Genomic DNA, 12,665 nt, shown 5'->3' with positions numbered 1-12,665 from the left:
ATGTCGAACGGTTGTGGCAGGCGCTTCATGAGACAATAACCCGAAATCACCAGTGCAGTTCAATGTGGCAACTGTTGAAAAAGGTCCATCACTTTATGAATACCGTCAGCCCATTCCCCGGGGGAAAACATGGGCTGGCTAAAGTGTAGCGGTATTAGGATCAGTTATTTAGCCACATTACCGGCCATACCGAAAACGGACGGTCTGTCATCGCGCTGGTTACAACTCAGTATGGATCCCCAACTGGATCAGCAAGGTATGCAGGCGCTGATGGCACGCTATGGCGCGAAAGCGATGGGGAACGGTGCGCACCATGATATGGCTATGGGCGGTAATGATCATGCGATGCAGCACGACAGCGCGTCCCAGGGAATGGATCATCAGAAGATGGACCATGACGGGATGGCCGCGCCTGCCTACGATTTTCACAATGGCAATAAAATCAATGGCCAGCCATTTGATATGACGCGGCCAGCCTTTGATGTGAAGCAGGGCACCGTTGAAAAATGGACCATTTCCGGTGAAGGCGACAGCATGCTGCATCCTTTCCATATTCACGGCACCCAGTTCCGTATTCTTTCTGAAAATGGCAAGCCACCTGCGCCACACCGTCAGGGCTGGAAAGACATGGTCAATGTCGACGGCTGGCGTAGCGAAGTGCTGGTGCGCTTCAACCACCTTGCCGCCGCCGATCATGCGTATATGGCGCATTGCCATTTACTGGAGCATGAAGACACCGGCATGAAGCTGGGCTTCACCGTGACCTGATATCAGGCCTGCGCCAGCGCCAGACGGATATCCTCCACCAGATCCCCGGCGTTCTCGATACCGATGGATAAGCGTATCGTCGCGTCGGTGATCCCGATGCGCTGACGCACTGTATCCGGCACGCCAGAATGGGTGGTGGTGGCAGGATGGCTGGCAAGCGATTCTGTCCCGCCCAGACTGACGGCCTGTTTAAACAGCGTCAGGGCATTCAGGAAACGAAACGCTGCAGGTTGTCCGCCGACAATGTCAAAAGAGAAGGTTGAACCGGCCCCGGTGCATTGTTCCCGATAGGTTCTGCCTGCCGGGCTGTCTGCATCCATATACGGTAACCAGTGCAGGGCGGCGACATCAGGATGTGTACGTAAAAAGGCGGCGACGGTTTCAGCGTTGTGGCAGGCTTTTTCCATGCGCAGCGACAGCGTTTCCAGCGAACGGCCAATCATCCAGCTTGAATGCGGATCAAGCTGAGTGCCAATAGCGCTACGCAGAGCGCGGATCGGCGACATAAGTGTTTTGTTTCCCATCACCGCACCCGCAATCAGGTCAGAGTGACCGCCCACGTATTTTGTCAGGGAATACAGCGATAAATCCGCGCCCAGCGTGAGCGGTTGCTGAAAAATCGGCCCCAGTAAGGTGTTATCACAGGCGACGACCGGGCGTGAACCCTGCTGACGGTCGATGTCGTCCGCAATACGGGCCATCAGCGCGATATTCACAAGGCTGTTCGTCGGGTTTGCCGGCGTTTCCACCAGGATCATGGCGACGCGTCCCTGCGCCATTGCACGCTGGGCGGCATCGCGCACTTTGGCTTCATCATGCCCGTCAGTGAAACCCACCGCACGAATATCAAGGTTGTGCAGGGTTTTACTGAGCAGTGTTTCCGTACCGCCGTACAGGGGCTGGGAATGCAAAATCACTTCCCCTGGTCGCGTAAAGGTCAGCAACGCCGTCGAAATGGCCGCCATGCCGGAGGCAAACAGCGCGCAACTTTCTGCCTGTTCGTAGAGAGCGAGGCGGTCCTCGACGATCTCACTGTTAGGATGATTAAAGCGGGAATACACCAGTCCGCCACTTTTACCTTCGGGAGGCTGACGGCGGCCGGAAACATAATCAAAAAAATCGCGGCCTTCTTCTGCACTGTTAAACACAAAGGTGGAGGGGCTTTGTTGAATAATAGGTAATCATTCTGTTTTGTCTGCACTGTTTTGGTAGAAAACGCTGATGCCAGACAGAACACCGTCATACGCAAGCATGTAACGCATTGATTTTATGTTATCTGAAACAACCGTTTTCATAGTACCACAGCATAAAATCCATTTATTCAACAAAGCCAGGTGGAGGTCAAAAAGACGGGCGGTTTCACGGCCCCTTCAGACAGGCGCGGATCATAACCGTAGTTCAGCATTTGTGTTTCGGGATGCAGTGGGCGGACGCCAACGTGCGTTTTTTTACTTGAGGGTGAAGTCATTGAGATCTCCCAATAAGGTCGCTAACTGCATAACGATATGTCGATAAAATCGTATCATGCAGCTATTAATGTGGCTAAATGCCGGGTTGTTCTAAGGTAATGCTGTTTGTGCAACTGCCTGCGCGCAGGTGAAGATTTTTAGTGCACGTAAACGTTTGCGTTCTCTGCGCGGCGTCAGTAGGGACTTCTGTTATGGTAGACTGCGTGGCTTTGTGAGAGACCGGGCTGAAGGCAATGAAACACACTGTTGACGTAATGATCCCTGAGCAGGCAATCGCCGCGCGCATCGCGGAACTGGGCAAAGAAATTACCGACCACTACCGCGACAGCGGCAGCGATATGGTGCTGGTAGGGCTACTTCGTGGCTCATTTATGTTTATGGCGGATTTATGCCGCGTGATTGACGTGCCGCACGAAGTGGATTTTATGACCGCCTCCAGTTACGGCAGCGGGATGTCCAGCAGTCGCGATGTCAAAATCCTCAAAGATCTGGATGAGGATATCCGCGGTAAAGACGTGTTAATCGTTGAAGACATCATTGACTCAGGCAATACGCTCAGCAAAGTGCGGGAAATCCTGCGTCTGCGGGAGCCAAAATCTCTGGCCATCTGTACGCTGCTGGATAAGCCTGAACGCCGTGAAGTCGACGTTCAGGTTGAATTCGTGGGCTTTGCTATCCCTGATGAATTCGTGGTGGGCTTTGGCATCGATTATGCGCAGCGTTATCGCCATCTGCCTTACATTGGCAAAGTGGTTCCCCTCGAATCCTCAGGCGAGTGACCGCACATTCTTCCAAGGCTCTGACCTCTGGATTCGTGTAGGCTTGTCGCGCGCGTGCGTCAGGGGCGGTGAAAATCGCCACTGACTAACAGGTTAGCCATGCCGTGACGATAGCGTTGCTCCAGGTTTTCGCGGCTGTTCGCGGTAACATTCAGGTTACGCAGGCAGCCATCCTGAATACCGTAGACCCAGCCATGTAGCGAGACTTTACGTCCACGCTTCCAGGCCGATTGCAAGATGGTGGAATGCCCCAGATTGTAGACCTGCTCAACAACGTTGATTTCGCAGAGTTTATCCAGACGTTTATCGGGCGGCAGTTCACCCAGCAACACGCTATGCTTGTACCAGAGATCGCGAATGTGCAGCAGCCAGTTATCAATGAGCCCTAACTCCGGGTTATCCATGGCAGCCTGCACGCCACCGCAGCCATAGTGGCCGCACACGATGATGTGTTCAACTTCCAGCACTTCAACCGCGTACTGCACCACAGAAAGGCAGTTAAGATCGGTATGGATAACCAGGTTGGCGACGTTACGGTGGACAAACAGTTCACCTGGCTCAAGACCGGTCAGACGTTCTGCGGGGACGCGACTGTCTGAACAGCCAATCCAAAGGAAACGTGGTTTTTGCGCCTGAGCCAGTCGCTCAAAAAAACCAAGATCTTCTTTGACCAGTAATCTGGACCACTCGCGGTTATTACTGATCAGGGTATCAATGTCTGTCATGGCGTTAAGCAACCTGTTACTGCGCATTTGCGTGCGCGTACTATAGGCGAAGGCTTCCTAAATTCAAACGGCATTACAATGCCATAAAACAGGGTATGTATTCAGAATGACCTATGCACTGGAACTTTCCCGGCTGACCAAGACCTATCCCGGCGGCGTACAGGCGCTCAAGGGCATCGATCTTAACGTCGAAGCTGGTGATTTTTATGCGCTACTGGGACCCAACGGCGCGGGCAAATCGACCACCATCGGGATTATCAGTTCGCTGGTGAATAAGTCGGAAGGCAGCGTCCGCGTCTTTGGTTACGATCTGGAAAAAGATGTCGTCAATGCCAAACGCCAGCTGGGCCTGGTGCCGCAGGAGTTCAATTTCAACCCGTTCGAGACGGTCATGCAGATCGTGGTGAACCAGGCCGGTTACTATGGTGTTGAGCGCCGTGAGGCCCTTCAGCGGGCCGAAAAGTACCTTAAACAGCTCGACCTGTGGGAGAAACGTCACGAAAGGGCGCGCATGTTGTCTGGCGGGATGAAGCGCCGTCTGATGATCGCCCGTGCTCTGATGCACGCGCCCAAACTGCTGATTCTGGATGAACCTACCGCCGGGGTGGATATTGAACTGCGTCGGTCGATGTGGGTTTTCCTGAAAGATTTGAATGCGCAGGGGACGACCATCATTTTGACGACTCACTATCTTGAAGAAGCGGAAATGCTGTGCCGCAATATCGGCATTATTCAAAATGGTGAACTGGTTGAAAACACCTCAATGAAATCCCTGCTGTCGAAGCTCAAATCCGAAACCTTCATTCTGGATCTGGCCCCGCGCAGCCCGTTACCGTCGCTGGAAGGTTTCCAGTATCGGTTAGTGGATACCTCGACGCTCGAAGTTGAAGTCCTGCGCGAGCAGGGGCTGAACAGCGTGTTTAGCCAGCTCAGCGCACAGGGCGTTCAGGTTCTCAGTATGCGTAATAAAGCGAATCGTCTGGAAGAGCTGTTCGTCGGCCTGACGCAAGGAAAAACAGGAGCAAAAGCATGACACATTTGTACTGGGTGGCGTTAAAAAGCATCTGGGCCAAAGAGGTGAACCGGTTCGCCCGCATCTGGATCCAGACGCTGGTGCCGCCCGTGATCACCATGACGCTGTATTTTATCATCTTCGGTAACCTCATCGGTGCGCGCATCGGCGATATGAACGGCTTCAGCTATATGCAGTTCATTGTGCCAGGGCTCATTATGATGTCGGTGATCACCAATGCGTATGCCAACGTGGCATCGTCGTTCTTTAGCGCCAAGTTTCAGCGCAATATTGAAGAGTTGCTGGTGGCACCGGTACCGACGCACATTATTATCGCTGGCTATGTCGGCGGCGGCGTTGCGCGCGGGATCTGTGTCGGTGTGCTGGTGACCGCCGTTTCGCTGTTCTTTGTGCCGTTTCATGTGCATTCATGGCTGATGGTGGCCATTACGCTGCTGCTAACCGCGGTACTGTTCTCGCTGGCGGGACTGATTAATGCGGTGTTTGCCCGCACGTTTGACGATATCAGCCTGATCCCCACGTTTGTGCTGACACCGCTAACGTATCTGGGCGGCGTGTTTTATTCGCTGACGCTGTTACCGCCCTTCTGGCAGGCAGTATCAAAACTTAATCCGGTGGTTTATATGATCAGCGGTTTCCGCTTTGGCTTTCTGGGCATTCACGATGTTCCTCTGACCTTGACCATGTCGGTACTGATTGCCTTTATCGTGGTGTTTTATATCGCCGTGTATTTTCTGATTCAGCGGGGCCGCGGATTGCGGACCTGATACCGGCGAAAAAAAAGCAGCGTTAGCGCTGCTTTTTTTTATGCGACCAGACTCAGGCCAGCTGCACCGGCAGGGCTTTCGCCAGACGCTTCATCTGGTTATCACCTTCAAAGTAGGCCACTTTAGGTTGCCACTGGCGCGCTTCTGCATCATCGACCTGGACATACGAGCAGATAATCAGGATATCGCCTTCACAGGCACAGCGCGCGGCCGCACCGTTGACCGAAATGATTTTCGATCCGCGTTCAGCGGCAATGGCATAAGTAGAGAAACGCTGACCGTTGGTCACGTTATAAATATCGATAGCTTCATATTGCAGGATGCCAGAAGCATCAAGGAAATCCTGATCGATGGCGCAGGAGCCTTCATAGTTGAGGTCCGCCTGCGTGACTTTAACGCGATGCAGTTTGCCTTGTAAAACCATGCGAATCATAGTCAGAAACCTTGTTATACAGCCAAAAAGAGTGACCCTCAGTCTGCAAGACTACTGCGTGAGGTCTACCTGTTGATTATCGATCAGCCGTGCATTCCCCAGCCAGGCGGCCATTAACACGACGGCTCGCTGACTGTCCACCGTCAGAGGCTGCAGCGTTTCCGCATCACAGATGGCCAGGCCATCCGGACGCAATCCTTTTTCCTGCAGCGACCGCGTTGCGTCTTCAATAATATCGTCAATCTGCCGTTCACCATTAGCCAGTCGGGCGGCCATCGCATTCATCACCTGGCTCAGGCCAGGTGCCAGCTTACGCTCATCTTCAGTGAGGTAGCCGTTACGTGAACTCAGGGCCAGACCGTCCCTGGCTCGCACCGTAGGCACGCCGACAATCTCGATATCGAACCCCATGTCTGCCACCATTTTACGAATGATGGCTAACTGCTGGAAATCTTTCTCGCCGAAGCAGGCGATATCGGGCTGAACTAGATTAAACAACTTGCTGACGATGGTCGCCACGCCGCGAAAATGGCCGGGACGACTGGCGCCTTCCAGTAAAGATGAAAGCACCGGCACTTCGACAAAGGTCTGATTAGCCAGCCCGTGTGGATACACCTCAGCAGGCGAGGGCGCAAAGACGACATCCACCGCATGGCGGTTCAGTTTCTCACAGTCTTCCTGCAGCGTGCGCGGGTAGCGCGCCAGATCGTCAGGCCGATCAAACTGCATCGGGTTAACGAAAACCGACACGATCACAATATCGGCCCGCTCACGCGCTTCATCTACCAGCGTTAAATGCCCTTCGTGCAGATTGCCCATCGTGGGCACTAACGCAATACGTTTACCTTGCTGACGCCAGCGGCGCACTTCACGGCGCAGCATGGGCAGAGTGTCGATGATCAGCACTGCCATTCTCCTGAATTACTGGAAACTGTGTTCCGCTGCGGGGTAGCTTCCTGCTTCAACCTCAGCAATATAGCGGCGAATGGCGGCACGGATGTCGCCTGTCTCCGCCAGGAAATTTTTTGCAAATTTAGGGATATGTCCACCGGTAATGCCAAACGCATCGTGCATCACCAGAATTTGTCCATCGGTCACGTTGCCTGCGCCAATACCAATCACCGGAATCGCCAGTGCCTGCGTTACGCGCTGGGCCAGGGCAACCGGTACGCATTCCAGCACCATCAGCTGTGCGCCTGCGGCCTCAAGCGCCAGCGCGTCAGCCATAAGCTGCTCTGCACCGGCTTCATCACGTCCCTGCACTTTATAGCCGCCAAAAATATTTACGGACTGTGGCGTTAAGCCCAGATGACCACACACGGGCACGGCGCGTTCGGTCAGCATGTGCACGCTGTCGGCCAGCCATGCGCCGCCTTCCAGCTTCACCATATTGGCCCCGGCGCGCATGAGCTGCGCCGCGTTATCAAAAGTTTGCTGTGGTGTGGCATAACTCATGAAAGGCAAATCGGCTAACAGGAGCGCGTGAGGCGCACCACGACGGACGGCGGCGGTATGGTAAGCAATATCACTTACCGTGACGGGCAGCGTGGAATCATGACCCTGCACCGTCATGCCAAGCGAGTCACCAACCAGCAGAACCTGAATGCCTTCGTCAGCAAACAGGCGGGCAAAACTAAAATCGTAAGCGGTCAGCGTCGCGAATTTTTTACCGCTCGCTTTGCACTGACGCAGATGAGAAAGGGTGGTGGGTTTCATGACGATCTCAGCTCAGAAATTCAGATGGACGCATTTTACTGTATCGCGTTGCTGAGCGGAATCTGTGACGCGCGAATAGATGGTCAGCTGTGCCAGGGACGGATGCTGGCGCAGTCAAGCGTTGCCATAAGCGGCTGGAGCGGACGGCCATCAGGCAGACGCAGATCGGGCGCAATTTCCAGCAGCGGCACCAGCATAAACGCACGGTTCAGCATATCGTAATGGGGGACGATCAGGCGTTCGCTGTGAATCTGCTCTGAACCAAACAGCATAATATCAATATCCAGCGTGCGTGGCCCCCAGCGCTCGGCTTTACGCACCCGGCCATGTTCCCGCTCGATGCGCTGCGTCTCATCCAGTAAGGCCTCAGCCGACAACGTGGTCTCGAGGGCCACCGCCGCATTGAGATAATCGGGCTGATCGGGTGGGCCATAAGGTGGCGTGCGGTAAAAGGACGAGGTGGCGATGCGCTGAACATCGGTGAGCGCATCCAGCGCTGACAACGCTGCATCAATCTGATGCAGCGGATCGGCAAGGTTACTGCCTAATGCCAGATAAACGCGCGTCATGACGCGTTAGAGTTATCACGACGGGGCGCGGAAGAACGACGACGCGGGCGGCGCGTACGGCTGCGCGGTGCCGGATCGTCTCCCAGCGTGTTGAGCATGGTTTTCTGCTGCGGCGGCGCAGCGACCTGGAACTCTCCCCACCACTTACTCAGGCGCAGCAGCTCCGGGTTATTTTCCACTTCAGCCCGCAGGGCCAGCAGATCATAAGCCGCACGGAACTTCGGATGCTCCATCAGCTTCCAGGCGCGTTTACCGTGACGACGGGACATGCGTAACTGCAACTGCCAGATATCACGAATCAGCGACGTAATGCGCTTAGGAATGGCCAGCGCACGGCAGGCTTCATCCAGCGTATCATTCATCGCCAGGGCAAACGCATCGTAATAAGTCAGGCCGCTTTCCTGCGCAATGCGCTCGGCGGCTTCAAGCTGCGGATACCAGAACATGGCCGCGAACAGAAACGCCGGATTGACGCGCATATCATTTTGAATGCGGTTGTCCGTATTCTTCAGCACCTGGGCGAGCATGCGCTCCATATGGCTGTCGCCCTGTTCGGTAAAGTTGCGTGCCAGCGTAGGGAACAGCGGCTGGAATAACTGATATTCACACAGTTTTAGCCAGGTGCTGTAGCCATAACCGGCCTGAAGCAGCTTTAGCGACTCTTCAAACAGGCGCGCAGCAGGTACATCGCGTAACAGCGATGCCAGGCGGGGAATGGGCTCTGCCGTTTCAGGAGCAATGCGCATATTCAGTTTGGCCGCGAAGCGCGCGACGCGCAGCATGCGCATCGGATCTTCGCGATAGCGTGTTTCCGGATCGCCGATCAACCGAATGATGCCTTGTTGCAGATCGTTCAGGCCGCCAACATAATCCCGCACCGAAAAATCGGCCACGCTGTAATACAGGCTGTTAATGGTTAAATCACGCCGTTGGGCATCATCTTCAATACTGCCGAAAATATTGTCCCGTAGCAGCATACCGCTCTGGGCACGCTGGGAATTGTTGTGATCTTCGCTGTTCTCTTCAATCTGATGATGACCGCGGAACGTAGCCACTTCGATCACTTCCGGACCAAACATCACATGTGCCAGACGAAAACGGCGGCCAACCAGACGGCAGTTGCGGAACAGTTTACGCATCTGCTCCGGCGTGGCGTTTGTGGTCACGTCGAAGTCTTTAGGCTTCTGCCCCAGCAGTAAATCGCGAACGCCACCGCCCACCAGGTAGGCCTCATAACCGGCTTTATTCAGACGATACAGCACCTTGAGGGCATTTTCGCTGATGTCTTTACGTGAGATGGTGTGGCTTTCACGAGGAATGATGGTCATATGACTCTCAGGTTCAACCTCTGCTGGTGCTTCCTCGTCATCACGCTTCAGGACTTTCCGGCAAAAATTAGCGACTCGGGTAAAAATGGGACACCTCGACAGTGACAATTAGGGTGTAGGTAAAATCAGCGGATAATCATAGCCTGTTGTGAATCATTTGAGAATGCTGTTGTCTATGCATCCGCTCTCAGGGCGTTATCATGCGGTATCAAAGCGATATTCCACTGCTTCACAGCATCAGACAGCAGTTTCTCCTGAGAATCGTCCTGCCAGCCTTCGCTGACCGGCTGTCCCAGAAACCGTAAGGCCTGCACCAGGCACGGGCGCGGATCGCCATCCGGCAGCGCGGGCGCATGATTTTGCTTAGAAAGTTTGTGTCCGTCAGCAGTGATGGCCAACGGCAAATGCAGATAATCCGGAACGGCCCAGCCAAACTGTCGATAAAGGGCAATCTGCCGCACCGTCGGCTCGATTAAGTCTGCGCCACGCACGATCTCGGTGACGCCCTGATGATGGTCATCAACCACCACGGCCAGATTGTAGGCAAACAGGCCGTCGCGACGATGAATAATAAAATCCTCTTCAGCCAGCCGCTGATCGGCCACAAGCGTGCCCCGTAACCGGTCTTCAAACTGGAAAACTGGCGCATGCTGACGCAACCGCAGTGCCGCATTCTCCGGACCTGAACCTGCATCCCGGCAGTGCCCGTCGTAAAAACCACCCAGCTGCTGAATGCGGCTTCGGCTGCAGGTGCAGTAATAACTCTGCCGGTGCGCTCTTAACCACTGTAGGGCGTCCCGATAAGCGTCATGGCGCTGTGACTGCCACATGACTTCACCGTCCCAGTGCAAACCGTACTGTTCTAACTGGTGCAGAATACGCGTGGCGGCTCCTGCGACTTCACGGGGAGGATCAATATCCTCAATGCGTACCAGCCAGCGGCCATGCTGCGCGCGTGCGCTAAGGTAACTGCCTAAGGCAGCGATCAGCGATCCAAAGTGGAGTTCACCAGAGGGAGACGGCGCAAAGCGCCCGATACAGGATGAGAATGCCATAGGTTTCATGAACCAGACGGCGGAAAAAGAGGGCCTTTTCCCGCCGCATGGCTGCAGTCAGACGGCAACATTAGCCCGCCATTTGCTTCTCACGAATTTCTGCCAGTGTCTTACAGTCGATGCACAGATCGGCCGTCGGACGCGCTTCAAGACGGCGGATACCGATCTCAACGCCACAGGAATCGCAATAGCCAAAGTCGTCATCTTCAACTTTCTTCAGCGTTTTTTCGATCTTTTTAATGAGCTTGCGCTCGCGATCGCGGTTACGCAGTTCCAGGCTGAATTCCTCTTCCTGAGCGGCACGGTCAACCGGGTCCGGAAAGTTAGCGGCTTCATCCTGCATGTGTGTAACGGTGCGATCAACTTCGTCCCGCAATTGATTACGCCAGGCTTCCAGAATCTTGCGAAAATGGTCCAGTTGCGCGTCATTCATATACTCTTCGCCCGGCTTCTCCTGATAAGGCTCCACCCCAGCGATGGCGAGAATACTCAGGGACGATGTTTTACGGTTTTGCCCTTCTTGCATGTTGTTTCTCCTGGATAACACGCACTATACCCTTCGATTGCCATCGGCCAGTATATTCACACTAACCTTCATTGATGACGCACTCTTGGGTACATCGATCCCCCAACGGGGAAAAACAGGCCGCTATAAATAACAGAAGCCGTCAAGGTTGGCAATTATTCCTGCGCCCATCTTGACAAGCCTGTGAGGAACAGCGTAGTTGGCCCCTGACAGAAGATAGTCCTATCACAGAAGGATGCCACTGATATTACAACGTTACGTCAACAGCCGTTGTAATAAACATGCCTTCTGATGACAGTTCTGCCCGGTACGCCAAAATTTCCACGCCACCCAGCCGCGCCTGTACCAGTTGTTCTGCGTAAGCCGCATCGATGTGACGCGCCGGGGAAACGTCCTCAATCCCCGAGTGCAGAACGGCAAACAACAAAACGGCCCGATGACCTTCTGCCGCAGCCTGACTCAGCTCGCGCAGGTGTTTTTGTCCTCGAATCGTCACCGCATCCGGAAAATAGCCTTTACCTTCCTGTAAAAGCGTTACGGATTTCACCTCAATATAGCACTCAGGTCGGTCCTGTGCTGTAAGCAGGAAATCAATTCGACTTTTTTCGCTGCCGTATTTTACTTCAGCCCGACACGCTTCGTAGCCCGACAGCGGCAGAATTTGGTTTTCGCTTAGCGCCTCCTTTACCAGTTGATTCGCGCGCAACGTATTCACGCAAATCCAGTGGCCTTGCTGCGTCTCGGTCATCTCCCAGCTGTGCGGGTACTTGCGTGTCAGGCTGTCGGACGTGGAGTACCACACGGTATCACCCGGCGTTGCACAGCCGGTCATGGCGCCGGTGTTGGCACAATGGATGGTGAGCGTTTCGCCTTCCGGCGTAATGACATCCGCCAGAAAGCGTTTGTAACGGGTAATCAGACGTGCCGGTTTGAGGGCGGGGGAAAAAAGCATAGGGCTCCTGATTATGACTGTAACGGCCAGGTGGCCAGTGTCCGGTAGCGCGTCCGCCCTTTTACGTACTCTGAGGCAAAAAGCGAAAACTGACTGGCCGTAAAGCGCCAGAGAAAGCCGCGAGGGGGCAGGGCAACAGGTTGCGTCGCCGAGCGCAGCAGGGTGATGTGTGGATGAAAAGGCTGAGCGGGCTGCTCACAGCCGTGCCGGGCGGCCTGGGCGCGCAGCAGACTTGCCAGCTGCAGCAATCCCCGGGGTGGACGCTGACAGCCCAGCCAGACCACGCCGGGGCGCGGCCAGTGCCCCGCATCATCTAACGTCACATCAAAAGCAGGCTGATGGATGCGCGAGGCCAGGGTTTGCAGCTGTTTTGAGGTCTCCGCTGAGACCTTGCCCAAAAAAGCCAGCGTCAGATGAAGGTTCGCGGCCGCAATCGGGCGACCTGCCTCCTCACTGAAGGTATCAGCTCGCCACTGCACCAGTTGCTGTTGCAGGTCTTCGGGTGGGGCAATAGCAAAAAATAAGCGCTGTAACGCCATGGCGGT

General features: G+C 54.7%; 13 protein-coding genes and 4 pseudogenes. 5 read left to right on the top strand and 12 right to left on the bottom strand.

Annotation, left to right across the window (positions count from 1 at the left end):
* Nucleotides 1-149: pseudogene (locus F7Q90_RS05830) on the top strand (IS630 family transposase); the annotation flags it as partial.
* Between the two features lie 19 nt (nucleotides 150-168).
* Nucleotides 169-768, top strand: a pseudogene (locus tag F7Q90_RS05825) (multicopper oxidase domain-containing protein); the annotation flags it as partial.
* Nucleotides 769-770: 2 nt separating this feature from the next.
* Here F7Q90_RS05825 and F7Q90_RS05820 read toward each other — a convergent pair.
* Nucleotides 771-1,925: pseudogene (locus F7Q90_RS05820) on the bottom strand (cystathionine gamma-synthase family protein); the annotation flags it as partial.
* Nucleotides 1,926-2,107: 182 nt separating this feature from the next.
* Nucleotides 2,108-2,236, bottom strand: a pseudogene (locus F7Q90_RS05815) (methionine gamma-lyase); the annotation flags it as partial.
* A 234-nt stretch (nucleotides 2,237-2,470) separates the two neighbouring features.
* On the opposite strand from F7Q90_RS05815, the gene hpt reads away from it, so the two are divergent.
* Nucleotides 2,471-3,016, top strand: coding sequence for a hypoxanthine phosphoribosyltransferase (gene hpt / locus F7Q90_RS05810; protein WP_006117719.1), 546 nt, complete (start codon nucleotides 2,471-2,473; stop codon nucleotides 3,014-3,016).
* Nucleotides 3,017-3,075: 59 nt separating this feature from the next.
* On the opposite strand, the gene can is transcribed toward hpt, so the two are convergent.
* Complete coding sequence (can, locus tag F7Q90_RS05805) at nucleotides 3,076-3,741, bottom strand: carbonate dehydratase (protein WP_006117720.1); 666 nt, start codon at nucleotides 3,739-3,741, stop codon at nucleotides 3,076-3,078.
* 106 nt (nucleotides 3,742-3,847) lie between these two features.
* On the opposite strand from can, the gene F7Q90_RS05800 reads away from it, so the two are divergent.
* Complete coding sequence (locus F7Q90_RS05800) at nucleotides 3,848-4,774, top strand: ABC transporter ATP-binding protein (RefSeq protein ID WP_006117721.1); 927 nt, start codon at nucleotides 3,848-3,850, stop codon at nucleotides 4,772-4,774.
* A complete protein-coding gene (locus tag F7Q90_RS05795; RefSeq protein ID WP_006117722.1) occupies nucleotides 4,771-5,541 on the top strand; it encodes an ABC transporter permease in 771 nt (256 codons plus the stop codon). Before F7Q90_RS05800 ends, F7Q90_RS05795 begins: the two co-directional genes overlap by 4 nt.
* A gap of 52 nt (nucleotides 5,542-5,593) precedes the next feature.
* On the opposite strand, the gene panD is transcribed toward F7Q90_RS05795, so the two are convergent.
* From panD to thpR, 9 genes are all read right to left on the bottom strand, one after another.
* Nucleotides 5,594-5,974 carry an aspartate 1-decarboxylase gene (gene panD, locus F7Q90_RS05790; RefSeq protein WP_006117724.1) on the bottom strand — a complete coding sequence of 127 codons (381 nt, stop codon included), beginning with the start codon at nucleotides 5,972-5,974 and terminating at the stop codon, nucleotides 5,594-5,596.
* Between the two features lie 51 nt (nucleotides 5,975-6,025).
* Nucleotides 6,026-6,880, bottom strand: a complete 855-nt coding sequence (panC, locus tag F7Q90_RS05785; RefSeq protein ID WP_006117725.1) for a pantoate--beta-alanine ligase — start codon at nucleotides 6,878-6,880, stop codon at nucleotides 6,026-6,028.
* 15 nt (nucleotides 6,881-6,895) lie between these two features.
* Nucleotides 6,896-7,690 (bottom strand): 3-methyl-2-oxobutanoate hydroxymethyltransferase, encoded by a 795-nt coding sequence (gene panB / locus F7Q90_RS05780; protein ID WP_006117726.1) that lies wholly within the window; start codon nucleotides 7,688-7,690, stop codon nucleotides 6,896-6,898.
* Nucleotides 7,691-7,773: 83 nt separating this feature from the next.
* Nucleotides 7,774-8,259, bottom strand: a complete 486-nt coding sequence (gene folK, locus F7Q90_RS05775; RefSeq protein WP_006117727.1) for a 2-amino-4-hydroxy-6-hydroxymethyldihydropteridine diphosphokinase — start codon at nucleotides 8,257-8,259, stop codon at nucleotides 7,774-7,776.
* A complete protein-coding gene (gene pcnB, locus F7Q90_RS05770; RefSeq protein WP_206536932.1) occupies nucleotides 8,256-9,674 on the bottom strand; it encodes a polynucleotide adenylyltransferase PcnB in 1,419 nt (472 codons plus the stop codon). Before pcnB ends, folK begins: the two co-directional genes overlap by 4 nt.
* 86 nt (nucleotides 9,675-9,760) lie before the next feature.
* Complete coding sequence (gene gluQRS / locus F7Q90_RS05765) at nucleotides 9,761-10,642, bottom strand: tRNA glutamyl-Q(34) synthetase GluQRS (RefSeq protein ID WP_006117729.1); 882 nt, start codon at nucleotides 10,640-10,642, stop codon at nucleotides 9,761-9,763.
* A 70-nt stretch (nucleotides 10,643-10,712) separates the two neighbouring features.
* Nucleotides 10,713-11,168, bottom strand: a complete 456-nt coding sequence (dksA, locus tag F7Q90_RS05760; RefSeq protein ID WP_006117731.1) for an RNA polymerase-binding protein DksA — start codon at nucleotides 11,166-11,168, stop codon at nucleotides 10,713-10,715.
* Nucleotides 11,169-11,415: 247 nt separating this feature from the next.
* Nucleotides 11,416-12,120, bottom strand: coding sequence for a DNA/RNA nuclease SfsA (gene sfsA, locus F7Q90_RS05755; RefSeq protein WP_006117733.1), 705 nt, complete (start codon nucleotides 12,118-12,120; stop codon nucleotides 11,416-11,418).
* 11 nt (nucleotides 12,121-12,131) lie between these two features.
* Nucleotides 12,132-12,659: an RNA 2',3'-cyclic phosphodiesterase gene (gene thpR / locus F7Q90_RS05750; protein WP_006117734.1), complete on the bottom strand. Its 528-nt coding sequence runs from the start codon at nucleotides 12,657-12,659 to the stop codon at nucleotides 12,132-12,134.
* Nucleotides 12,660-12,665: the final 6 nt, after the last annotated feature.

The sequence above is a fragment of the Pantoea stewartii subsp. stewartii genome (assembly GCF_008801695.1).
Taxonomy (GTDB): domain Bacteria; phylum Pseudomonadota; class Gammaproteobacteria; order Enterobacterales; family Enterobacteriaceae; genus Pantoea; species Pantoea stewartii.
Note: the sequence above shows the minus strand (reverse complement) of the source record. Positions and strands in the feature narration are given on the sequence as shown.

Coding starts and splice junctions, on each gene's coding strand:
- hpt (WP_006117719.1), top strand. CDS start 2,471: ATGAAACACACTGTTGACGTAATGATCCCTGAGCAGGCAATCGCCGCG.
- can (WP_006117720.1), bottom strand. CDS start 3,741: ATGACAGACATTGATACCCTGATCAGTAATAACCGCGAGTGGTCCAGA.
- F7Q90_RS05800 (WP_006117721.1), top strand. CDS start 3,848: ATGACCTATGCACTGGAACTTTCCCGGCTGACCAAGACCTATCCCGGC.
- F7Q90_RS05795 (WP_006117722.1), top strand. CDS start 4,771: ATGACACATTTGTACTGGGTGGCGTTAAAAAGCATCTGGGCCAAAGAG.
- panD (WP_006117724.1), bottom strand. CDS start 5,974: ATGATTCGCATGGTTTTACAAGGCAAACTGCATCGCGTTAAAGTCACG.
- panB (WP_006117726.1), bottom strand. CDS start 7,690: ATGAAACCCACCACCCTTTCTCATCTGCGTCAGTGCAAAGCGAGCGGT.
- folK (WP_006117727.1), bottom strand. CDS start 8,259: ATGACGCGCGTTTATCTGGCATTAGGCAGTAACCTTGCCGATCCGCTG.
- gluQRS (WP_006117729.1), bottom strand. CDS start 10,642: ATGGCATTCTCATCCTGTATCGGGCGCTTTGCGCCGTCTCCCTCTGGT.
- dksA (WP_006117731.1), bottom strand. CDS start 11,168: ATGCAAGAAGGGCAAAACCGTAAAACATCGTCCCTGAGTATTCTCGCC.
- sfsA (WP_006117733.1), bottom strand. CDS start 12,120: ATGCTTTTTTCCCCCGCCCTCAAACCGGCACGTCTGATTACCCGTTAC.
- thpR (WP_006117734.1), bottom strand. CDS start 12,659: ATGGCGTTACAGCGCTTATTTTTTGCTATTGCCCCACCCGAAGACCTG.